The organism is Candidatus Thioglobus sp. NP1 (assembly GCF_003326015.1).
Lineage (GTDB): Bacteria > Pseudomonadota > Gammaproteobacteria > PS1 > Pseudothioglobaceae > Pseudothioglobus > Pseudothioglobus singularis_A.
Genome location: NZ_CP023860.1, coordinates 925378 through 949214, shown reverse-complemented (window position 1 = coordinate 949214; position 23837 = coordinate 925378). Strand labels below are relative to the sequence as shown.

23 protein-coding genes are annotated in these 23837 nt (G+C 35.2%); 9 read left to right on the top strand and 14 right to left on the bottom strand.

Annotated features, from left to right (window positions below):
- Positions 1-7: 7 nt before the first annotated feature.
- Positions 8-1801, bottom strand: coding sequence for an excinuclease ABC subunit UvrC (uvrC, locus tag CRN91_RS04880; RefSeq protein ID WP_114115322.1), 1794 nt, complete (start codon positions 1799-1801; stop codon positions 8-10).
- Between the two features lie 39 nt (positions 1802-1840).
- On the opposite strand from uvrC, the gene CRN91_RS04875 reads away from it, so the two are divergent.
- Genes CRN91_RS04875 through hisD form a run of 4 tightly spaced genes read left to right on the top strand, consistent with a single transcriptional unit; the run spans position 1841 to position 5674 of the window.
- Positions 1841-2476 carry an MlaC/ttg2D family ABC transporter substrate-binding protein gene (locus CRN91_RS04875; RefSeq protein ID WP_114115321.1) on the top strand — a complete coding sequence of 212 codons (636 nt, stop codon included), beginning with the start codon at positions 1841-1843 and terminating at the stop codon, positions 2474-2476.
- Between the two features lie 5 nt (positions 2477-2481).
- Positions 2482-3741 (top strand): UDP-N-acetylglucosamine 1-carboxyvinyltransferase, encoded by a 1260-nt coding sequence (murA, locus tag CRN91_RS04870; protein ID WP_114115320.1) that lies wholly within the window; start codon positions 2482-2484, stop codon positions 3739-3741.
- Positions 3742-3761: 20 nt separating this feature from the next.
- A complete protein-coding gene (gene hisG / locus CRN91_RS04865; RefSeq protein ID WP_114115319.1) occupies positions 3762-4379 on the top strand; it encodes an ATP phosphoribosyltransferase in 618 nt (205 codons plus the stop codon).
- On the top strand, positions 4376-5674 hold the full coding sequence (gene hisD / locus CRN91_RS04860; RefSeq protein WP_174688438.1) for a histidinol dehydrogenase: 1299 nt from the start codon (positions 4376-4378) through the stop codon (positions 5672-5674). The genes hisG and hisD overlap by 4 nt, the downstream gene beginning before the upstream one ends.
- Here hisD and CRN91_RS04855 read toward each other — a convergent pair whose 3' ends face one another.
- The 7 genes from CRN91_RS04855 to ffh form a co-directional block, all read right to left on the bottom strand.
- Positions 5675-6457, bottom strand: a complete 783-nt coding sequence (locus CRN91_RS04855; RefSeq protein WP_254424914.1) for an ABC transporter ATP-binding protein — start codon at positions 6455-6457, stop codon at positions 5675-5677.
- A gap of 63 nt (positions 6458-6520) precedes the next feature.
- Positions 6521-7423, bottom strand: a complete 903-nt coding sequence (locus CRN91_RS04850) for a DMT family transporter (protein ID WP_114115316.1) — start codon at positions 7421-7423, stop codon at positions 6521-6523.
- A 78-nt stretch (positions 7424-7501) separates the two neighbouring features.
- Positions 7502-8356 carry a DMT family transporter gene (locus tag CRN91_RS04845; protein ID WP_114115315.1) on the bottom strand — a complete coding sequence of 285 codons (855 nt, stop codon included), beginning with the start codon at positions 8354-8356 and terminating at the stop codon, positions 7502-7504.
- A 10-nt stretch (positions 8357-8366) separates the two neighbouring features.
- Complete coding sequence (locus tag CRN91_RS04840; RefSeq protein WP_114115314.1) at positions 8367-9248, bottom strand: DMT family transporter; 882 nt, start codon at positions 9246-9248, stop codon at positions 8367-8369.
- A gap of 70 nt (positions 9249-9318) precedes the next feature.
- Positions 9319-9906: a DUF6580 family putative transport protein gene (locus CRN91_RS04835; RefSeq protein ID WP_114115313.1), complete on the bottom strand. Its 588-nt coding sequence runs from the start codon at positions 9904-9906 to the stop codon at positions 9319-9321.
- A 33-nt stretch (positions 9907-9939) separates the two neighbouring features.
- Positions 9940-10314 carry a DUF4430 domain-containing protein gene (locus tag CRN91_RS04830; protein ID WP_114115312.1) on the bottom strand — a complete coding sequence of 125 codons (375 nt, stop codon included), beginning with the start codon at positions 10312-10314 and terminating at the stop codon, positions 9940-9942.
- A 68-nt stretch (positions 10315-10382) separates the two neighbouring features.
- On the bottom strand, positions 10383-11786 hold the full coding sequence (ffh, locus tag CRN91_RS04825; protein ID WP_114115311.1) for a signal recognition particle protein: 1404 nt from the start codon (positions 11784-11786) through the stop codon (positions 10383-10385).
- Positions 11787-11845: 59 nt separating this feature from the next.
- On the opposite strand from ffh, the gene CRN91_RS04820 reads away from it, so the two are divergent.
- Both CRN91_RS04820 and CRN91_RS04815 read left to right on the top strand, forming a co-directional pair.
- On the top strand, positions 11846-12634 hold the full coding sequence (locus CRN91_RS04820; protein ID WP_114115310.1) for a cytochrome C assembly family protein: 789 nt from the start codon (positions 11846-11848) through the stop codon (positions 12632-12634).
- Positions 12635-12661: 27 nt separating this feature from the next.
- The gene (locus CRN91_RS04815; RefSeq protein ID WP_114115309.1) at positions 12662-13051 is read left to right on the top strand and encodes a GFA family protein; all 390 of its coding nucleotides are present in this window, start codon (positions 12662-12664) and stop codon (positions 13049-13051) included.
- On the opposite strand, the gene lepA is transcribed toward CRN91_RS04815, so the two are convergent.
- Positions 13048-14835 carry a translation elongation factor 4 gene (gene lepA / locus CRN91_RS04810; protein ID WP_114115308.1) on the bottom strand — a complete coding sequence of 596 codons (1788 nt, stop codon included), beginning with the start codon at positions 14833-14835 and terminating at the stop codon, positions 13048-13050. The two genes, CRN91_RS04815 and lepA, sit on opposite strands and share 4 nt — an antisense overlap.
- Before the next feature lie 50 nt (positions 14836-14885).
- On the opposite strand from lepA, the gene CRN91_RS04805 reads away from it, so the two are divergent.
- Together CRN91_RS04805 and ubiG are read left to right on the top strand one after the other, a co-directional pair.
- Positions 14886-15335, top strand: coding sequence for a peroxiredoxin (locus CRN91_RS04805; RefSeq protein WP_114115307.1), 450 nt, complete (start codon positions 14886-14888; stop codon positions 15333-15335).
- Positions 15332-16036, top strand: coding sequence for a bifunctional 2-polyprenyl-6-hydroxyphenol methylase/3-demethylubiquinol 3-O-methyltransferase UbiG (gene ubiG, locus CRN91_RS04800; protein WP_114115306.1), 705 nt, complete (start codon positions 15332-15334; stop codon positions 16034-16036). The genes CRN91_RS04805 and ubiG overlap by 4 nt, the downstream gene beginning before the upstream one ends.
- Positions 16037-16042: 6 nt before the next feature.
- On the opposite strand, the gene CRN91_RS04795 is transcribed toward ubiG, so the two are convergent.
- Genes CRN91_RS04795 through CRN91_RS04775 form a run of 5 tightly spaced genes read right to left on the bottom strand, consistent with a single transcriptional unit; the run spans position 16043 to position 22480 of the window.
- A complete protein-coding gene (locus CRN91_RS04795; RefSeq protein WP_114115305.1) occupies positions 16043-16612 on the bottom strand; it encodes a sarcosine oxidase subunit gamma in 570 nt (189 codons plus the stop codon).
- Complete coding sequence (locus tag CRN91_RS04790) at positions 16605-19568, bottom strand: sarcosine oxidase subunit alpha family protein (protein ID WP_114115304.1); 2964 nt, start codon at positions 19566-19568, stop codon at positions 16605-16607. The genes CRN91_RS04795 and CRN91_RS04790 overlap by 8 nt, the downstream gene beginning before the upstream one ends.
- A complete protein-coding gene (locus CRN91_RS04785; RefSeq protein WP_114115303.1) occupies positions 19565-19855 on the bottom strand; it encodes a sarcosine oxidase subunit delta in 291 nt (96 codons plus the stop codon). Before CRN91_RS04785 ends, CRN91_RS04790 begins: the two co-directional genes overlap by 4 nt.
- Positions 19856-19866: 11 nt before the next feature.
- The gene (locus CRN91_RS04780; protein WP_114115302.1) at positions 19867-21129 is read right to left on the bottom strand and encodes a sarcosine oxidase subunit beta family protein; all 1263 of its coding nucleotides are present in this window, start codon (positions 21127-21129) and stop codon (positions 19867-19869) included.
- A gap of 4 nt (positions 21130-21133) precedes the next feature.
- Complete coding sequence (locus CRN91_RS04775) at positions 21134-22480, bottom strand: NAD(P)/FAD-dependent oxidoreductase (RefSeq protein ID WP_114115301.1); 1347 nt, start codon at positions 22478-22480, stop codon at positions 21134-21136.
- 381 nt (positions 22481-22861) lie between these two features.
- On the opposite strand from CRN91_RS04775, the gene CRN91_RS04770 reads away from it, so the two are divergent.
- The gene (locus CRN91_RS04770; RefSeq protein WP_114115300.1) at positions 22862-23752 is read left to right on the top strand and encodes a LysR substrate-binding domain-containing protein; all 891 of its coding nucleotides are present in this window, start codon (positions 22862-22864) and stop codon (positions 23750-23752) included.
- The last annotated feature ends 85 nt before the right edge of the window (positions 23753-23837 follow it).

Below are 23837 nucleotides of genomic sequence, written 5' to 3'. Positions count from 1 at the left end.
ATTAATTTTATTTTTTTAATGACTCTCGTATTTTAGACGCTAATTTATTATTAATGCCAACAACTTTTTGAAGTTCATCAACACTAGCATTCTCAATTTCTTGAAGACCTCCAAAATGATTTAACAGAGCGCTTCTTTTGAGGGAACCAACACCTTTAATTGACTCAAGAGAGGACTGGGTTCGACTTTTTGCTCGTTTTTTTCGATGATTCTTAATTGCAAATCTATGTGATTCATCTCTAATATGATTTATGAGAAGAAGAGCTGGATCAAATGGTGGTAGGTTAATTTTCTTAACTTTTTCATTTTCAACTATTATAAGAGTTTCAAGTCCAGCCTTTCTTCCCTCCCCTTTTGCAATTCCAACAAGAACAGGTGAATCGATCCCAATAGAATCCATTACCATAATCGCCTGATTCAATTGACCTAAACCTCCATCAATAAAAATTATATCTGGCATTTGTTTTTTTTGCTTTTGAAGTTTTGAGTATCGACGAAAAATAACTTGATTCATTGCAGCATAATCATCCCCAGGTGTAATATCATTAATATTAAACTGCCTATATTTACTAGTCTTTGGTAATCCATTTTCAAAAACCACACATGATGCTGTTGTAGCTTCACCCATGGTATGGCTGATATCAAAACATTCCATATAATTTGGCTTACTTGGTAACGCTAAAACTTTTTGAATACTAATAAGTTGATTATTTTTTGTAAAAGTTGACTCTAGATGCTGCTTTAAATGGTCATCAGCGTTAAGCTTTGCAATTTCAAGAAAATGCTTTTTATCAGATTTAGGAGATTGAATTATTTTAGTTTTCAAAGCTAATTCCAAAATAGCTTTATCTTGTAATTTATGACTAACTAAAATCATTCTAGGTATATTTTTTCCCAAATAGTAAAGTGGCAAAAAAGCTTTTAAGACTCCTTCACTAGATTCATCTTTAGCATTCTTTGGGAAAAATTTTTCATTACCTACTTGTTTTCCTGAGCGAACAAATACAATAACAACGCAATGGACACCTGAACTTGTTGATACACTTATTACATCCATATCCGATTCAAATTGAGAGCCATGACGTTCTTGAATTTTTCTAAGAATAATTAATTGATCTCTATAATCAGCAGCGGCTTCATAATCCAACTCAATAGAAGCGCTCTCCATTTTCTGAGACACTTGATTAAGAACCTTTCCTGCCTTACCATTTAAGAATAGAGAGACCATATTAACATCTTGAACATATTTTTCATCTGAAATCTTTCCAACACATGGTGCACTGCAAAGGCCTATTTGATATTCTAAACATGGTCTTGAGCGAGCCCTGTAAAAACTATTACTACACTGCCTAACTTTAAAAATTTTTTTCAATAGTACTAGAGCATCTCTTGCTACATATTTAGATGGGTATGGTCCAAAATATTTATAATTTTTATTCTTTTTACCTCTAAAGAAACCTAATCTTGGATGCTTGTCGTCACTAATGTATAAATATGGATAACTTTTAGCATCTTTTAAAAGAATGTTGTATTTAGGGTTATATTGCTTTATTAAATCATTCTCTAATATAAGAGCTTGGATTTCAGTTTTAGTAATAAATACCTCAAAATCAGATATTCTTGCTTGAAGTTGTTTTAATTTTTCATCTCCTGATGATTTTTTAAAATAACTTGAAACTCGATTTTTAAGATTTTTGGCTTTGCCAACATAGATTACGGAACCTTTCTTATCAAGCATCTTATAAACCCCAGATTCTTTAGAAAGATTTTTCAGTCTTAATTTAATATTTTGACTTTTCATTTCAGTAATTTTTTTTGTAGATATAGTACAATAGCTTTCATGAAATTTATACTTAATATTTTAAAGGCTTTCTTATTCAGTTTTTGCTTTATCGGAATTGCTTCAGCAGCTGATTGTCCATCAATTTCTCCAAAAATGGCTGCTGATAATCCCACTGAACAAGTTGAGGCAATTGTCAATGATGTAATTTGCTCATTCATTGCACTTCATTCTGAAAGTAATGGAACATTACAAAACACTTTAAATTTAACCAAAAAGAAAATTATTCCATATATGGATTTAGAGCATAGTACCAAACTTGCTTTAGGTGATTATTGGAAGGACCTTGATACAAGACAAAGAAAAATATTTGAAAGAGACGTTAAGAATTCTTTAATTAAAGATTATGTAAGTATCCTAGCTGATATGAAAGATTGGAAAGATATTAATGTATCTGTTGATAATCAATATTCTCAAACTGATAATATTGCAAATGTTAAAGTCTTGGTTTCCTTAAAAAATGAAAGCTCAAGTGCTAAAGTTACACTTCGATTAATTCGTAAAAATCGATGGAAAATATATGATTTAGTATATCAAACAATAAGTATCGTTGATATCGAAAAGGTTGGATATGACTCTAAAATAAAACGTCAAGGAATTGATGGTCTTATAGAAAAAATGCTCAGTAGATCCTAATATAAATGTATAAATTAGTTATCAATGGGGGGCTACCGTTAAATGGAAGCATTAAAACCTCTGGCTCTAAAAATGCTACTTTACCTATTTTTTTTGCATCAATTCTTGCTAATGGGCCGCTCAAACTATCTAACACTCCCCAATTAAGTGATGTATCAACCACGCTCCGTCTATTAATGGATATGGGTGCGAACTTTGTACTTGAGGAGGATGGTTCAATTTATATTGACTCCTCTAATTTGACAAATCTTGTAGCAGAATATTCATTAGTCAAAACTATGAGGGCTTCAATACTTACCCTTGGCCCGATGCTTTCAAAATACAAAAAAGCTAAAATTTCTCTACCTGGAGGGTGTGCAATTGGGACTCGGCCTGTAAATCTTCATCTAGAAGCACTTGAGAAAATGGGTGCTAAGATTGAAGTAAAAAACGGATATATTTTTGCAGAAGCTAAAGAGCTTATTGGGACACAAATTAATTTTGATATGATTTCTGTTACTGCAACAGAAAATATTTTGATGGCAGCGACCCTTGCTAAGGGAATAACTACAATTAATAATGCTGCTCAAGAACCTGAAGTTACTGACTTAATTTCTTGTTTAAAGAAAATGGGTGCTAAAATTTCAGGTCAAAATACTTCTACATTAATTATTGAAGGAGTAGATAGCCTTGATGGTGTTAATTATAGTATTTGTCCAGACAGAATAGAAGCTGGCACTTATCTTGTTGCTGCAGCAATTACAGGTGGCAAGATAACTGTTAATAATATAGAGCCTGACTCTATGAGGGCTGTAATTGGAAAGCTAATTGAAACAGGAGCTGATATTCAAACTGATCAAAATTCTATTAAACTTGATATGAAAGGTAAACGTCCAAAACCAGTTAATATTCGTACCAGTGCGTACCCAAATTTTCCAACTGATATGCAAGCTCAATTTATGGCGTTAAACTCTATTGCGGATGGAAGTAGCACTATTACGGAAACTATCTTTGAAAATCGTTTCATGCATGTCCCAGAACTCAGTCGAATGGGTGCAAATCTTAATCTTGAAGGCAATACTGTAGTTTGTAAAGGGGTAAAATTACTTACTGGAGCAAATCTGATGGCAACTGACTTGAGAGCTTCTGCTAGTCTTGTATTAGCTGGACTTGCTGCTAATGGGTTAACTTCAATAGAGCGCGTCTATCATCTGGATCGTGGTTATGAAATGATTGAAGAAAAATTTAAAATGCTTGGTGCTGACATTGAACGAGTTCAGCACTAAACTTATTATAAAAAAAATAAATGCTTACAATTGCACTTTCAAAAGGTCGAATATTAGAACAAAGCCTACCCCTACTTAAAAAGGCTGGTCTCTTTGTTGCGCCTGATGAACTGCAAAGTAGAAAGTTAATACTTAATACTAATATTGAAAATATTAAAGTTATTATTCTTAGAGCTAGTGATGTTCCAGTTTTTGTTCAGCACGGAGCTGCAGATATTGGTATAGCTGGTAAAGATGTTTTGTTGGAGCATGGATCATCAGGAGTATTTGAATTATTAGATTTAGGTATTTCTAAATGTCGCCTTATGGTTGCCTCTAATGAAAAACAAGATCTTAATTTAAATTCTTTAAAGGTGGCAACGAAATATGTAAATTCTACTAAAGAATTTTTTCATGCAAAAGGAAAACAAGTTGAGATTATAAAACTTTCTGGTGCTATGGAACTTGCTCCAATAGTGGGACTATCTGATTGTATTGTTGACCTTGTAGATACAGGTGACACTCTTAAAGCAAATAATTTAGTTGCTAGAGAATTAGTAAGAAATATTAGCTCAAGATTAATTATTAATTCTGCCTCATTCAACACAAAACATAAAGAAATCAATGTTTGGCTAAAAAAGATAGAAAAAAGCTTATGATTCGTAAACTTTCTTCAAAAAGTAAAAATTTTGATTCTGAATTATCATCCTTACTATCATTTGATAATGACTCTAATGACGAAATATATGAAGTAGTTAAAAAAATTATTTCTGATGTTCAAACAAGAGGTGACCAGGCACTTATTAGTCTCACAGCTAAATTTGATTCTCTTGATGTTTCATCAATGGCTGAGTTAACTATATCTAAAGATAGACTTAAAAAATCATTTGATAATCTATCTAATGACCAAAAAAATGCTCTCAAAACTGCTGCGGATAGAATCAAAAGTTATCATCAAAAACAGATTAGCAAAACTTGGACTTATACTGAAAATGATGGAACTGTATTAGGTCAAAAAATTACTCCTTTAGATCGTGTTGGTTTATATGTTCCTGGTGGAAAAGCTGCCTATCCTTCTTCAGTCCTAATGAATTCAATTCCAGCTAGAGTGGCTGGTGTTGAAGAACTTATTATGGTTGTTCCTACGCCTAATGGTATTTGTAATGACTTAGTTCTAGCAGCAGCTTATATTGCTGAAGTTGATTCAGTATTTACCATAGGAGGTGCTCAAGCAATTGCAGCTCTTGCTTATGGAACTGGGAGTATTCCAAAAGTAGATAAAATAGTCGGTCCTGGCAATATATACGTTGCAACTGCTAAACGTCAAGTATTTGGCTCAGTTGGTATTGATATGATTGCAGGCCCCTCTGAAATTTTAGTAATTTGTGATGGGTCTACAGACCCTGATTGGATTGCAATGGACTTATTCTCCCAAGCAGAGCATGATGAAGATGCTCAATCTATTCTTCTTTGTCCAGATAAAGATTTCATAAGCCAGGTTGAAAATAGCATTAAAAAACTTCTTCCTACTATGAAAAGAGTTAATATTATTTCAAAGGCGCTTAAAAATAGAGGTGCTCTTATCTTAACCAAAGATATTAATGAAGCAATAGAAATATCTAATAGAATAGCTCCTGAACATTTAGAGCTTTCAGTAGAAGAACCAGAATCATTGTTAGATGATATTAAACATGCTGGTGCAATATTTATGGGTAAATTCTCTTCCGAAGCTTTAGGAGATTATTGTGCAGGACCAAATCATGTGCTGCCAACTGCAGGCACTTCAAGATTTTCATCCCCTCTGGGAGTATATGACTTTCAAAAAAAATCTAGTATCATAATGGCTTCACCAGAAGGGGCAAATACTTTAGGTCAAATTGCGGCTACTATAGCTGATGGGGAAAGTTTAGAGGCCCATGCAAGATCTGCACTCTTTAGAACAAAAAACAAATAATTAGCCAGGTATTGCCTGATAATAACCATTTTCTTTTATAACCTTTATAGGCCAATCAAATAAACTGGTTAATTTGCTATTTGTAAGAATCTCCTCTTTCTTACCATCATCCACTAACTGGCCTTTCTTTATCATGATCACTCTGGTGATTTCAGGAGGTATTTCATGAATATGATGAGTCACAAGAACAACTTTTTTTCCATTTTTCATAAGCTCTTGAATAATTTCAAGGTATTGAAAACAGGCACGCAAATCAAGTCCACTTGTTGGCTCATCAAAAACAAGTACTTCAGGGTCATGGACTAGAGCTCTTGCTAAAAGAAACTTTCGCTGCTCTCCTGTTGACATTGAAAAAAATGGGCGATCCTTTAATTCTAGTAATCCTAATAAATCCATAACCTCATGGGCACGGTCTAATTTTTCAGAATCAAAAACTTGATGCTGCCAGATACCATCACTTGCATAATAGCCAGATAAAACAACATAAAGGCCAATAGCACTATTAGAATAGTTATATTGGAGATGTTGTGAAATAACTCCCAACTGAGTTCTAAGCTCCTGAATATTCCAACGCTCTTTATCAAAAATTTTTATATAACTTTTATTATCTTGGACAATGTAAAGCTCACGATTTAGAAGCTTTAATAAGGTAGTTTTCCCTGAGCCATTAGGACCTAAAATGACTGTATTTTGACTTTCATTGATTATTAAAGATAACTCATCAAAGACTTTATTTCTTTGTTGAAATACAGATATATTTTGAAGTTCAATGATGTTTTTCACGATTTTATTTCTTAGCAACAGGTGTAAAATTATGATACCACGCCAAAAATAATAATTGGATCACTAGCTCAACTTTTTTAAGTTAAATTTAGGTATTAATTGAGATAAAAGCATCCCAGTCAACATTAATACACAACCAATAAGCCCTCTAGTTGATAGATGCTCGTCTAGGAGCAACCAGCCACCTAATACCGCAAAAGCACCTTCAAGCCCTAAAATAATTGCCGCATGGGAAGATTTAGCATGCTGTTGCGCTACCACCTGAAGAGTATAGCCAACACCTATTGACATTCCACCAGCATAAAGTAAAGGAATTGCTGTATCAACGATCATATCCCAACGAATATCCTCAATTGCCATTGCAATAATAAAACTTAAGACAGCAGATACCACATACTGAATTAGAGAGAGTTTTAAAGGGTCCATTCGTTTTGCAAGATAGCCAATTACTAGAACATGTGCAGCAAAAAATACAGCACAGATTAGTTGAAACAAATCACCCTCAGCAAAACTAAAGTCATCCTTGATGCTCAGAAGATAAAGACCTATGAGAGCAACTGAAGCTCCAATCCATGTGCCAGAACCTGTTTTCTGTCCAAAAAATAAACCGATTAAAGGAACAAAAAATATATATAAACCAGTAATAAAGCCAGACTTACCAGCTGTTGTATATTGCAACCCTACCTGTTGAAAGCTACATGCTGCAAACAAAAATAATCCCGCTACCGTTCCAGCTAATAGTAACTTTTTAGTTGATACTTCTTCTTTATTTGATGTTTTTTTCTTTTTTGATAAATACCAGACTAATGGAGACAAAACAGCAACGCCGATAAAAAATCTAGAGCCATTAAAAAGGAAAGGTCCCATAGTCTCCATCCCTTCCCGCTGAGCAACAAATGCAAAACCCCAAATAGCGGCCGTTATTAGCATTATTAAATCAGCTCTAATTGCTTTATTTTTTATCATTAACTTGAGTCAAAATATTGAATATCGAATAGGCAACTATTTTAGTCATAAATAAATTACCTTTAATTTAATTTGTTGTTAATCTTTTGCAATTTTATTGCTATGCCAAGAATGGACAAACATAGTTAGCAGGACAATAAAACCACCAATTAAGGCTCCACTAGAGGGTTGCTCATTAATTATTAGCCAACCTGCTAAAGTTCCAAATACAGCTCCTAATGGCATAAACATCCCAACTTCAGTTGCAGGTATATATCTTCCTGAAGATGTAAGTAGGCTGAAAGATAAAGAAACCATTAAACCCATAACAAAAATATAGAGCATAGAGTCAAGTGGCAATATAACTGTTTCTACAAAAATAGCTGCAATGAGAGCAGATACAATTGCGTTAACACCCATTGCAGGAATCATATTAATACTTTTATTTTTTCTAATAAGCGTAAAGCCAGTGGCTCCAAATGTTACTGAGGCTAATGCAAATAGATTTCCTATTAAGCTTGAGCCTTTGGGTTCACCATCCATTACAATATAGATTCCAATGAACACAAGCACCATAGAGAACCAGGTGAAAATTCCTGACTTCTCTTTAAGTATAAGCCAGGAAATGATAGCGGTCATCATTGGCATGATACTAATTATGACAAGAGCACTTGCAATTGAAGTGAGTTGAACTGCAAATACAAAAGTAACACTTCCAAGCCCAGTTAGGATTCCAATTAATACACCATCTTTACCAATTTTTTTTACTTCGTTTAGAGCTTTGGATCGATGAGTTATTAATAAAATAATTAGAATTCCAAGAGCGTAAAAAATACCTCTCCATAAAAGAATTGACCAACTATCTGCATCTGCTAGTCTTATTAAAACAGCATCAGGACTTAATATAAAAACACCAAAAAATGCCATCAACATACCTTTAAGATGGTTTGACACTTAATTTCTCCTAGATTTTTTCAATCTTACGGGCTAGATTGCTACTGTACCATGAATGCAAAAACAAGGTAACAATGACTATAGAGCCGCCAATAAGTGCATTTGCTGTTGGCTCTTCGTTAATTACATACCAAGCGATTAGCGTTCCAAGAACAGTCTCTAGGGGCATAATCATCCCAACTTCTGCTGCTGGCATATATCTTGGAGCAATTGTAATCAAACTAAATGATATTGAAAGGATAGTCCCCATTGCAAGTACATATTTAAAAACTTCAATTGGAACCGCAATTTTATTAGCCATTATAAAAGCAATGAAAGCTGCAATAACGCCACCAATTGCATTCACTGGAACCATATTTATTGTTTTATATTTTCGAGTCAAGGTAAATGTAAAGCCCATCATAACAGCTGTTGCTAATGCAAATAAGTCACCAACTAACTTATCTCCCCCAAAATTACCACTCATTACGATATAAATCCCAATAAAAACAATAATCATAGAGGCCCAGGTAATTAGACTAGATTTTTCTTTTAATAAAAACCATGACACAATAGCGATCATTATTGGTCCAGTGCTAATAATAACTAGCGCATTAGCAATTGAAGTGTAGACAATAGCAAAAACAAAGGTTCCAGTACTAATTCCAGAAAAGAAACCAATTAATAGACCACCCTTGCCAATATTTTGAAATTCCTTGATAGTTTTTGACCGATATTTGATAAAAACAAGCAAGGAGACACCAACTGCATACAACAGACCTCTCCAGAATAAAACAGTCCAACTATCAACCTCAGGAGAAGCATCTTCAACAAGTCTAATAAGAACTGAGTCAGGACTCAAAATAATAACCGCAAAAACAGTCATTAAAAGTCCTTTTAAGTGTGTTGTCATCTAGAGCCTTATTTCATTGAAGAAAGGTTATTTTTATGACTGAATCATAAACCAAAAAAAGCTACTAGCTTTAATTAAAGATAAGAGTATTTTTTTGCTTAAAAATTTGCAAGTTGGAATAATTACGTAAAGCTAAATAGGTTCCAAATATTAAGCCTGTCCAAACCAAATCACCTGCGATTGTATTATGGAAAAATGGAATAGCCATCGTGTAACAAAGAATAAATCCTTCAAATGTTTTTTCATACATTGGTGAAAATGCCCAAACTGCAAAATTAGTTGAAAGGAAAAAAACTGTTGAACTTGCAAGTGCTGCGCCAGTAAGTCTAAGTAAACCAAGTTTCTTTTGTAAGAAATTCTTAAAAACTATTGGAAATAACAACGCAAGATAAACAACAAACATTGATTTTGAACCAAACCAACTAGCTGAAAGTGAGCCAAAAGCAAAATAGTCGCATAGAAGCATTGTTGCAACAACAGCAATAATCGACATATATCTTTTTATAAATATAAATCCAGCAAATAGTGCAATAGCTGCCATTGGAGTAAAGTTAGGTGGGTGAGGTAATAACCTACCAGCAACACCGAGAACAATCAAGACGGCTAAAATTACTAAGTAACTAAAACTCGAATTAAGTTTTTGATCTTGATTACTCATATTAGATCTCCTTTTTTTGTGTCTAATAATATATTAAAAAGCTTCCATATTCAAGCGTATAAATGTGTCACTCATAAGAATAACATCCTGAGCTCCAACCATTGACATTTTGCCATCAACGTATAATGCCCAATAAGTATTACCAATAGCCTCTATTCCACCTAAAGACATAATTTGTGGACCATAACTAGTATCCTTTGAACCAACAATAACTAGTTGACTAATTGCCTCAAAAGAATTTAATCCTTTTTCTACTTGCTTTACTGCAGTCAGATTAATTTCATCAGCTGAAGAAATAACCAAGGAAAGTTGAATAGTCTCAACATGATTATCTGCAAGGGATAATCCTGGCTGAAGTAAAAAACAACTAAACAAAAAAACTGCAAATATTTTTAAATTTAGTTTCATTTTTTATTATTAAGTATTAATTAATCGAAGAATTTTATATCAAAAAAAATAAACTGCAATAGACAATTTTAAAAAGGAAATTTTTTATTACCCAGCCCTGGCATTTGAGAAAGATCTGGCATACCTCCATCACCTTGCATATCTCCCATCTGTTGCATCATTTTCTTCATTTTTCCACCTTTCATTTTTTTCATAGTTTTTTGCATTTTTTCAAACTGCTTTAACAACTTATTGACATTTTGAACATCTGTACCAGAACCATCAGCAATTCTTTTTTTGCGAGAGCCTTTGATAAGATTAACGTGGGTTCTTTCTTTAGGTGTCATAGAATTTATAATGGCAATCATTCTAGAACTATCACTATCTCCAATGACTTGATTTTTTACACTTTGGGGCATTTTTGCCATTCCAGGAAGTTTATCCATTAAAGCTCCCATTCCACCCATTTGCTGCATTTGCTCAAGTTGGTCTCGCATATCATCAAGATCAAATCTACCCTTGACCATTTTTTGGACATTTTTTTGAGCTTTTTTATGATCAACTTTTTTTGAAATTTCCTCAACTAAAGAAAGTACATCTCCCATTCCAAGAATACGAGAAACTAATCTATCTGGATAAAACGGCTCTAAAGCATCAGTTTTTTCACCAACACCCATAAATTTAATTGGCTTTCCAGTAATATGCCTAACTGAAAGAGCAGCTCCACCTCTTGCATCACCGTCAGTTTTGGTTAGAATAACACCAGTCAATGGAAGCATATCAGAGAATGTTTTTGCAGTATGTGCAGCATCCTGTCCTGTCATTGAGTCTACAACGAACAAGGTCTCTATTGGGTTAACCTGCTTTTGAAGCACTTGAATTTCAGACATCATTTGTTCATCAACATGAAGACGCCCTGCAGTATCAACAAGAAGAACATCATGAAACTGCGACTGAGCTTGTTTTTTTGCATCAGAAACTATTTTTTCTGGTTTCTCATCGACTGTTGATGGGAAAAAATCAACACCAACTTGTTCAGCAAGAACTTTCAACTGCTCTATAGCTGCAGGTCTATAAACGTCAGCACTAACAACAAGCACTTTCTTTTTTTGTTCCTCTTTCAGATAACGAGCAAGTTTTGCAATTGAAGTAGTCTTTCCTGAACCCTGAAGTCCAGCAACCATTACTACAGCTGGTGGTTGAGTCGCAAGATTTAATGATTCATTTTGACCACCTATAATTTCAGTTAATTCACTTTCAACGAGCTTTATAAATGATTGAGATGGACTCAGGCCTTCACCAACCTTAAGACCAATCGATTTTGTTTGAACCTGATCTAGAAAAAACTTAATGACATCAAGCGCGACATCAGCCTCCAAAAGAGACCTTCTGACCTCTCTTAAAGCCTCCTTAATATTATTTTCAGAAAGTTTATTTTTACCTTGTATAGCTTTAAAACTATTAGATAAACGATCAGTTAAATTGTCAAACATTTGATTCAAATAAAGTGTAATATTCCATTATATAATCTTTTACTCTTACAAAGCTAGAGATGCCCTTACTTCATACCCTACCCTTTGTTGCTTATCTTATAGCTGGTTTATTTTTAACAAGATATTTTGTTCTTGATAAAGTTACAAATCAGCATAGAACAATTGTTAATTTAATACTTCTAATTGCTAGCAGCTCTCATGGCTTTATATTGTTTGATGTCTGGCAACAAAATGGGATTTTTTTTGGTCTAACAATAAGCATGTCCTTTGTTGCCTGGGTTATAGCAACGCTCCTATTCATAACTTCATTCAGTCGCCCTATTCATTCTTTAGGAATTCTGGTTTACCCTCTAAGTGCAATTTTAGTAATGCTGGCGTTATTTTTTCCTGGAACCCAGGGAAAGCTTCTTTCAACTTCAATTGCAATTCATGTCTTTCTTTCAATTGGTGCATATGCACTTTTAGCTCTTGCTGTGGCTCAATCAATACTATTAAGTATTCAAGAGAAATTTTTACATGAGCATAATATTAATACATTTGTAGATAAGCTTCCTGCATTCCAAACAATGGAAGATTTTCTTTATCAAACTTTAAAGATGGGTTCACTATTATTGACTTTTTCTTTAATATCAGGATATTACTATATTGATGATTTTTTTACTCAGAAGCTTACCTATAAGACAATCCTATCAATAATTGCATGGATTGGTTTTGTGGGTATAGTTCTTGGTCATAAGTTTTTTGGATGGAGAGGAAAGCTTGTATCAAGATCAACACAAATTGCTTTTGCCGTTTTAGTTCTATCCTACTTTGGAACAAAGTTTTTTATAGAAATACTAGCAATGTAATAAAATTAATAAAAAAATTACTTAATTATGCAAACTGAAAAAACTTTAAATGGTGAATGCCTTTGTGGAGAAGTATCATGGAAAATGAATGGTCCCTATGAGTTTTTTGGAATGTGCCAGTGCTCAAGGTGTCGCAAAGTTACTGGAGCAGCCTTTGCAACAAATCTTTTTGTAAAGCCTGAACAATTCGTATGGCTTTCAGGAGAGAATAATAGAGGAGAGTTCGCCTTACCTTCTCCAAATACCTTTGGCAATGCGTTTTGTCATAATTGTGGTTCACGAGTTCCAAGACAGACTTCACGCGGATGGATGTTACTTCCTCTGGGAAGCTCTATCAAATCCCCCAATATAAAACCTACCTTAGTTTGCCCTGAGGATCATACTGACTGGTTTACTAGGTTAGATGAGATAATTTAATCAATATGAAGGACAGCAAGAAAAGCCTCTTGAGGAATATCAACCCGGCCTATTGAGCGCATTCTTTTCTTACCCTTCTTTTGCTTTTCGAGGAGCTTCCTCTTTCTTGTTATATCACCACCATAACACTTAGCGGTTACATTTTTTCTGAGCGCCTTAACATTTGTTCTGGAAATAATCTTCGATCCAATGCAAGCTTGAATTGCTACATCAAACATTTGTCTTGGTATCAGCTCTTTCATTTTCACAGCAATTTCTCGGCCTTTATGAGTAGAGTTATCACGATGAATTATTAACGCAAGAGCATCAACACCCTCATTATTAATAAGAATATCTAGACGGACAAGATCTGCAGTTTGATAGCGTTCAAACTGATAATCCATAGATGCAAAACCTCTTGAAACTGACTTGAGTTTGTCAAAAAAATCAAGTACTACTTCGTTGAGTGGAAGTTCATAAACTATAGAAACTTGTCTTCCCATATAGTTGATGTTTTTTTGCACACCCCTTTTTTCAACACACAAGCTAATAACTGGCCCAACATATTCGTTAGTTACTAAAATGTTAGCAGTAATAATTGGCTCTCTAAACTCAACAATAGATTGAACGATAGGAAGTTTTGATGGGCTATCAATTTTAGTTACATTTCCCTTAGTATCTAAAACTTCAAAAATTACAGTTGGGGCTGTTGTTATTAAATCTAAATCGTATTCTCTCTCCAAACGTTCTTGAACAATTTCCATATGAAGAAGACCAAGAAATCCAATCCTAAAACCAAACCCAAGTGCATCTGAGTTTTCAGGCTCATACTGTAAGGCAGCATCGTTTAAACGTAACTTTGCAAGTGCATCTCTAAATTTCTCATAATCTTCTCCAGAGGTTGGAAATAAACCTGCAAAAACTCTTGGTTGTACTGGCTTAAAACCCTCCAATGGAACCTTAACTGGATCTTTACTTCCAGTAATAGTATCACCTACTGGAGCACCATCAATATTTTTAATACTAGCAATCAAATAGCCAACTTCTCCAGCCTTTAAACTATCAGTCTTGGTTCTTTTAGGAGTGAAGATACCAACCTCATCTACAAGGTGCTCATTACCATTAGAAAATATTTTGATTTTTGATTTTGGCTTTATTTCTCCGTCTATAACTCTAATTAATGAGACAACTCCTAAATAATTGTCAAACCAAGAATCAATAATAAGCGCCTTGATAGAGCCATTTATATCTCCTTCAGGTGCTGGAATTCTTTCCACAATTTGTTCAAGGATATCTTCTATTCCTATTCCTGATTTTGCACTGGCATGAACAGCATCATGAGCCTCTATACCTATAACATCTTCAATTTCATCAACAACTCTTTCTGGCTCAGCCGCAGATAAGTCAATCTTATTAAGAACAGATAAAACCTCTAAACCTTGATCCAGAGCTGTGTAGCAGTTAGCAACAGTCTGAGCCTCGACCCCTTGAGAGGCATCAACAATTAATAATGCTCCCTCACAAGCAGATAGTGAGCGTGAAACTTCATAAGAAAAATCAACATGCCCAGGGGTATCAATAAGATTTAATTGATAGGTTTGGCCATCTTTAGAATCATAATTTAAGGAGACACTTTGAGACTTGATTGTAATACCACGTTCTTTTTCAATGTCCATTGAATCAAGAACTTGTGAGGACATCTCTCGATCACTAAGTCCTCCACAATATTGGATGAACCTGTCAGCAATTGTAGACTTGCCATGATCTATATGTGCAATTATGGAAAAATTTCGGATATTTTGCATATCAATGATAAAATGACTGCTTTTATTAAAACCATGAGATTATATCGTATATGAATAAAGTAAATCCTACTACATGTGTCGCAACAAGTGATCTAAATGTAAACATTCCTGATGACCAAGGAAGAAATATTGTTCTCTACTTTTATCCGAAGGATGACACCCCTGGGTGCACCATTGAGGGTAATGATTTTACAAGCCTCAATAATGACTTTGCTGCAAATAACTCAGTGATCTATGGCGTCTCTAGAGACTCCATTTCATCGCATGATAAATTTATCAATAAATTCAACTACACAATTGACCTAATCTCAGACGAGGACGAGTCTTTGTGTAAGCAATTTGATGTTTTAAAGCTGAAGAAAATGTATGGCAAAGAGCATATTGGAATCGTTAGATCTACTTTTGTTATTAGCCCAGATGGAGAGATCCTTAATCAATGGGACAAAGTTAAGGTTGAAGGTCATGCACAGGAAGTACTAGACTTTATAAAGGCACTATGAATTCAAATGTTGATCATGAAGAGGTAAATAAATTTGCAGCGCTAGCGTCGCGCTGGTGGGATAAAAATTCTGAGTTTAAGCCTCTTCATGATATAAATCCACTTCGCCTAAACTATATAAAAGAACAATGTGGTGGTTCACTCAAAGGTAAGCGTATTCTTGATGTGGGATGTGGTGGAGGCATCTTGAGTGAGTCTCTTGCTCTTGAAGGTGCAACAGTGGTTGGAATTGATCTTGCTGAAGCTGGTTTAGAAGTTGCTAAACTTCATCTTTTAGAGTCAGGTCTTGATATTGATTATCTATCAATATCTGCTGAAGATTTAACTAAAACTGAGTCTGAGTCTTTTGATGTAATAGCCTGTCTTGAAATGTTAGAACATGTTCCAGACCCGTCACTTGTGATTGACGCTTGCTCTTCATTAGTTAAGCCAGGTGGAAGAGTTTTTTTCTCAACTATAAATAGAAACCCAAAATCTTATGTTTTTGCAATTGTTGGAGCAGAGTACATCCTTAATTTATTACCTAAAGGAACTCATCATTATCAAAAGTTTATTCGTCCTAGTGAGATAGATGAATGGGCTAGAACATCTAAATTATCAATAAGTTCAATTATTGGAATGAGTTATAACCCAATTACAAAAAGATATAAATTAGGTGATGATGTAAGCGTTAATTATATGACACAATACAAGAAAAACTAGTTATTTTTAAAGAACGTTGTTCACCGAGACTTCTATTGCATGAATCATAGAGCGCCCAAATGAGCGCATTGTTAAGAGAATGTAAGAATCATCCTCGTCTCTATAAATGATTGTTCCTATGTGCTCCATTACTGTCCTTGATACACTTCCAACTGTAAAAACATCTTTGTCAATATTAATTGGGCATATACGCTCAAGAATATCTCTAGATCTGGGACCTTTAACCCTTATCATAGCCCATGTGTCAGATTGATCCGTTAAATAAACAGGTGCATTAAGTTTGCTCTTTAGATATGACTCTGCATCATTACCTTCGTAAGCAAAAAAAACCAAAACTTGGTTATTTTGAAGCCTCCAAAAGGTAATAGAGGAATCAGAAGATTCGCTAGATTTTTGTATTTCTGGTATTGATAATCCACATGATTTTTTTATTGCAGATTCAACATTAGCTAGTGTTCCTTTTGGAATAGCGGCCATTACAAGAGACATATCTGTTACCTCAGAAACCGCTACACCATCAAATTCATACTCAACCCCTTCAAGGGCTGAAAGTTTTTCTAGAATATAATCAGACACGTAAACGCTCTCCTTCTGGATCATAAAAGTGTGGACTACAAATCTCAACCTCTATATCACTACCTCGAACTAAATCAACAGCCCTAACAAACTCCCCTTTTCTTTTTAATCCATTCTTTATAAATCCAAGACCTATATAACAACCTAACATTGGAGAATAGATAGATGACGAAATCCAACCTTGATCATTCTCAGTAGTTGCTTGATCACGTAAACCAAGTAAATGAGCTCCAGCCATAGAGAAGCCTTTTTCAACTAAATCATTTTTATTAACTGGCTTAAAACCAACCATTTGCATTCGATCTTCACGCTGTAAATCTTCTCTTAGACCTAACTTATAACCAATAAAATCTTTTTTACCTGAAACCATACCACCCATACCTAAGTCATAGGCACTTGTCTGACCATTCAATTCTGGTCCAGCCGCGTGACCTTTTTCAATTCTCATCACACCTAATGCCTCAGTACCATATGGAATAACATTAAACTCTTCTCCTGCTTCCATCATAGCTCTCATTAAGGAGTCACCATATCTTGTTGGAACAGCAATTTCATAAGCAAGTTCGCCAGAAAATGATATTCTAAATAGTCTAGCTGGCACACCACCACAAACTGTTATTTGACCTGCAGCCATAAATGGGAATGCTTCATTTGAAATGTCATGCTCAGAATCAATGATTTTTTCAAGTAACTTACGTGAATTTGGTCCTGCAACGGCATATTGAGCAAACTGCTCAGTCACCGAAATCATGTGGACATCCAGATTAGGCCACAAAACTTGATGACAAAACTGTAAGTGGCGATAGACACTAACAGCATTTGCAGTGGTGGTGGTCATCACAAAATGATCCTCCGCCAATCTTGCTGTTGTTCCATCATCCATAACCATACCATCTTCTCTAAGCATTAGACCATATCGAGTTTTTCCAACAGGCAATTTTGCAAATGCGTTAACATAAATTTTATTTAAAAATTCAGATACATCTGCACCCTTGATATCTATCTTTCCTAAAGTTGTAACATCACAAATACCTACTGATGCTCTAGTTTGCATCACTTCACGATCTACAGATTGACGCCAATGAGTTTCACCTGGTTGCGGAAACCATTGGGAGCGATACCACATTCCAACCTCTACAAAAACAGCATTTTGCTCTTCTGACCATTTATGACTAGGTGTATATCGTGTTGGATAAAACTCCATTCCACGTCTTCTTCCAGCAAATGCACCAATAGAGATTGGAGAATAAGGAGGTCTAAATATAGTTGTTCCAGTTTCTTCAATAGTTTGGTCCATATTCTGAGCCATGATTCCTATACCAAGAACGTTAGCTGTTTTTCCTTGATCCGTTGCCATACCCAAAGTGGTATATCGTTTTACATGCTCTACAGACTTAAACCCCTCTTGATTTGCAAGCTTTATATCTTTAGCCGTTACATCATTTTGAAAATCAACCCAGGCACGCTTTGAGCCACTTTCAACTCCCCAGTGAGCTGAAACCTTGTACGCTACTTCTGGAGTTGAGGCATGTGCTAATTTAGCAGCTTTAAAACCAAGCTCTTTAGCTACTAAAGACCCCATATTATGAGCCTCAATAATAGCATCAGCAAGAACCATTGTGCCCTTTGCACGTCCAGCAACTATCATTCCTGGAGGAACAGACTCATCAGGAATAAATGAGGCAATCTCCTCATTCCATTTAGGAATACCTCGATGATGGCAAGTTAAATGAAGATTAGGATTCCAACCACCCGAAACTGCAAGAGTATCTGTTTCAATTGTCTTACCATTTGACAGTTTAATTGATTTAAGGCCCTTTCTTCCTTTGGTATCAATAACATCTACGCCCATAAAAATCTCAGCTCCTGCTATTCTTAGCACAGGCTTAATCGGTCGAGAATCAATAACAGCTGCAACCTTAATATTTTTTAATAACAAATCTCTTGCAGTCTGCCATCCATCATCATTGTTTGTAAAAACTGTAATGTTTTGACCTGGAGTAACTGCAAACCGGTTTACATAAGTTCGAACAGCACTGGCCATCATGATTCCTGGACGATCATTATTACCAAAAGCAATAGCTCTCTCTATTGCGCCAGAAGCTAAAATGGCTCGTTTCGCATAGATTCGCCAATTCACTTGACGCGGTTTATCGTGATTTTCTCTTGCTTCAGATGATTTATTTTCTAGCGCACCATATATACCATGATCATAAACACCAAAAATAGTTGTATCAGCCATTAAAGTGACGTTTTGCATTTCACTCAACTTAGCAACAATATCAGCTGCCCATTTACTTCCTAAAACACCATCAATCTTATTAGTTTCATTGTTCAGACGTCCACCCATCAAAAAATCTTCATCAGCAAGGATTATCTTTGCTCCAGATTTAGCTGCAGTTAATGCTGCGGATAATCCTGAAGCACCTGCCCCAATGATTAGGATGTCACAATAGCGAAAACCCTTATCATAGGTATCTGGATCAGATTCACCAGAGAGCGATCCAAGTCCCGCTGCATTTCGAATAACTGGCTCATATAGCCTCTCCCAGAATGCCTTTGGCCACATAAAGGTTTTGTAATAAAAGCCTGCGCTAAGAAGTGGTGATAAAAAATCATTAATCGCCATTAAATCAAAACCAAGAGGTCCTTTATGATTTTGACTTTTTGCTTCTAATCCATTATATAACTGAGTAACTGTCGCTCGTGTATTTGGTTCTTTATAGGAACCATTACCAATCTCCATAATGGCATTTGGCTCCTCAGATCCAGCTGTTACAATCCCTCTAGGACGATGATATTTAAATGAACGACCAACTAACTGTTTATTATTAGCAAGAAGAGCTGAAGCCAGAGTGTCGCCCTCATAGCCTCTTAAAATTTGACCATTAAAAGTAAAACTTAGTGTTTTTTTATGGTCAATTAAGCCACCATCTATTCTATTAGTTTGACTCATTTGCCTCGACCCATTGATCTTGAAACGTCTTGAGCCAACTCTACTTCAGTAATTTCATGTGTAATTGTATTTCTAGTTACAACTAACCAGGACTGATCACCTTGCTCGTGATACCAAAGCTCTCGATGCTCTCCTGCAATATTCTCTCTAATATACTGGTATTGATAAAAATCTTCAGCGGAAGCTTCATCTTCCCAATTAGTAGGTCTACTAATTAAATCAGTAGAGCCCAAATATACAAACTCTTCAGAATCTCGGGGACCTAATAATGGATGATTAATTATCATTATCTAATTTATCAATGTAAGTTTGGTTGAGCACCAACACCCTTCTCATCAATCATTGCACCTCGCCTAAAACGATCAAGCTTAAAAGCAGTTGCAACCTCATGTGGAGAGTCTGTTGCTAGTAAATGAGCATAGCAATAACCACTAGCTGGAGTTGCCTTAAATCCACCATAGCACCAGCCACCATTAAAGAATAACTCTTCAATTTCAGTACTATCGATAAATGGAGAGCCATCCATGGACATATCCATGACACCACCCCACATTCTTAATAAGCGAGCACGGCCTATCATTGGCATAATAGCCATGCCACCAGAACAAACATCTTCGACAACTGGTAAATTGCCACGTTGAGCATAAGTATTATAGGCATCAATATCACCACCAAAAACTAGCCCACCTTTATCTGATTGTGAGCAATAAAAGTGTCCAGCTCCAAAAGTAATAACATTATCCATTACTGGTTTTAGTCCTTCAGTTACAAATGCTTGGAGCACATGGCTTTCAATAGGAAGCTTAATTCCAGCTTTTGCCATAACTCTTCCAGAAGAACCTGCAACACAGACACCTACTCGACCTGACTTAATATCACCCTTAGTTGTTTTAACTCCAAGGCATTTTCCATTCTCAATATGAAATCCAGTCACCTCACAGTTTTGAATAATATCAACCCCAAGATCACTTGCACCCCTGGCATATCCCCATGCAACAGCATCATGTCGAACAGTTCCTCCACGAGGCTGAGCTAGTGCAGCTTTAATTGGAAAACGAGCATTATTCATATCTAAAAAAGGGTATCTCTCTTTGACCTCTTTTGCCTCAAGGTATTCACAACCTGCATCGGCAAACAACATTCCATTACCTCTTCTAATAAAGGCATCTCGCTGAGCATCAGAGTGAATTAAATTCATGATTCCACGCTGTGAAACCATAGCATTGTAGTTTAAATCTTGCTCTAAATTCTCCCAGAGTTGTAATGAGAATTCGTAAAAAGGCTCATTACCAGGTAGTAAATAGTTAGATCTAATAATGGTAGTATTTCTTCCCACATTACCACCACCAATCCAGCCTTTTTCAATAACAGCCACATTTGTAATTCCATGATTCTTAGCTAAATAATAAGCCGTAGCTAGACCATGCCCACCTCCACCAACAATAATAACATCATAGCCATCTGCTTTAGGCTCAGAATCACGCCAGGTCGGCTCCCAACCTTTATGGCCAGTAAGCGCCTCTTTTAATACTTTAAAAGCAGAATAACGAGTTTTACTCACTATATTAGCTCCAAGGATAAGGACTATTTGATACTGGGTGTAACTTTCCTTCTTTAAAACGACTAAATCTGAAAGGCTCTAGAAGCTCCTGTTTTTCACCCATTAATTCCTCTGCTACTAAACAGCCAACACCTAACATTTTATATCCATGATTGCTATCTGCAATTATTGTGACATTTTCATTATAAGTATCAATAACTGGAAAGCTATCTGGAGTGAAACAACCAATACCGCCAGATGGCTCTTTATGATAGTGCGGCATCTTACCTTCAAATCTTTTGTGGCAATGAGCAAGAGCAGATACCCACATTTCTGGAAAATCTTTACTTGCTGTAAACTCTTTACTTTCAGGACCATACGGATCAATAGCAACTTCATCTACTGGTGTATCGACAGTATAAGGAGATGCACCGCCTTGGATTCCACCAAAACTCCAATCTGGTTTATAATAAATTCCCCATAATTGATCTGTAATTAAAGAGCCATCAACTGTTGAGTATAGAGGTGCATCAGTATCAATATGAAGCACAGGTGGGATATTACCGTCATTAGTTACTAAAGTTTCTGGTGGAACTTCTAAAACACCCTCCTCTAGCTGCCAAAAACGCCACATATCAATATCTTGATGAACCTCACCTTCAAGATCTTTTAATTCAATTTGAGAAGGAAGTCCAAGCATATGCCAAAAATCACGTACCCACGGACCAGCTCCAATAATTAGGTTATCACATTCAATAGTACCTTTGTCTGTCTCAACAGCAGTAACTCTTTTTCCATTTCCTTCAGATACAAAACCAGTGATCTCAGTATTAAGAATTACATTAACTCCTAAGTCTAAAACCTTCTTTGATAAGCCTTCCATTGCCTTAACATTATTTGCATAACCTCCAGGCTTTTCATGCAGAACTGAAGTGATTCCCTCAGCTTGCCAATCATCAAACATTTCAAGCATATAATTACGAGATTCTTCCTCACCCTCAATAAAAACACTGTCATAACCAATTGCTGCTTGCTCAGTATGTATTTGTTTTACGTCTTGACGCATTTTTTCACATGAAATTTGCATGTAACCATTTGGATGATAGCTAAATGCCTCAGGATCACTCTCCCATATACTTACAGAATGAGCCATTAACTTGCGCATAGCAGGTTGAAAATAATTATTACGAACTACACCACAGGCAATACCTGTTGCCCCAGCAGCAATTCTATCAGCCTTATCAATTATCACAATTCGTCCATCAACACTCTCACCATTTGCTGTTAATTTTTCAGCTAATCGCCAAGCTGTAGACATCCCATGGATTCCGGCACCAGCAACGACATATTGAGCTTTAGTTGGTAAAGACATATTCAATCTCCTTTAATTTTTTAGGTAGGTTATTAGTTATAAATATATTCATTTTTGACAAATTATATTATCTTTAAATAAGTTGTAATAAATAGTTAAAAAATTCAAACTAAAGTGAAATTAATTATAAATTCTTTTTAAAAAAAAAATAACTTTTATTCATCCTATTTAAATTAATTATTAGATTAAAATTTTTAGAATTATATTATAGAAAAAAGCCTAGAGAGGCCTATTTACATGGTTTATAAAAAAAATGTTAATTTTTAATGACTTATCAATATATTTATTATAAGTAAGATGATTTTTTTTCTAAAAAGGTGTCATTCTGACCATAACAAAACGAATTGTAAGTATACTTATATTCAACATTAGGATTCTATTATGTCTAGAAGATACTATAAATTACCGCCACTAACCTCTTTAGCAACGTTTGAGACTGCTGCTCGTCATCGAAGCTTCAAAGGTGCTGCTGAAGAACTAGGAGTTACACCTGGAGCAGTAAGTCATCAAATTAAGTTCTTAGAGACTGAGCTTGGCTTATCTTTATTTGACAGAAAACATCATGGTAATAACTTAACAGATCATGGTGAATCATTATTTGCCGTTCTGCAAAGTAGTTTTACTGCAATTTCATCAACACTCGCTAATCTTCGAAGATCTGCAAGTGATAAAGAAGTTATACTTAGTGCTACCACAGCTGTTTCTTTCCTTTGGCTCCCCCCACGCTTATCTGAGTTCTGGAAGCTTCATCCAGAAATCCCTGTCAATCAGCATGTGACTGATAATCCAGATTCACAGGGTATCGCTGTTGATTTAAAAATATGTTATGGCTTTGTGGAAAATGAATCAAATCAAAAACACACCCTATTTCAAGATGAATTAGTGCCTGTATGTAGTCCTAAATTTGCTAAAGAATTCCCAAATCCAAGTATTGAAGATTTGGCTCAAGCGCCTCTCATTCATCTTAGAGCTAAAGATAAAAACTGGTCTAACTGGTTTTCTTGGTTTAGTGCACTTGGTTATAAAGGTAAGATTTCTCCAGGTACTCACGTAAATAATTATATGATTGCCCTTCAAGCAGCCTCTGATGGTATGGGAATTGTTCTTGGATGGAAGCATTTATGCAAACCAAAGCTTGATAGTGGTGAACTTGTAATACTAGGAGACACCTCAATACCAGCACCGTCTGCAATTTACATAATGAGTGAGAAAGAAGAGTTACTTCCAGAAAATGTAAAAATCCTAAGAGATTTTCTTATATCTAAATCATAAATAAGGGCATCGATTAATTGAAATTAATTCAATTTTTTAATGGGATTTAATTACTACTGATAAATAATACTTCATAGTATTATAT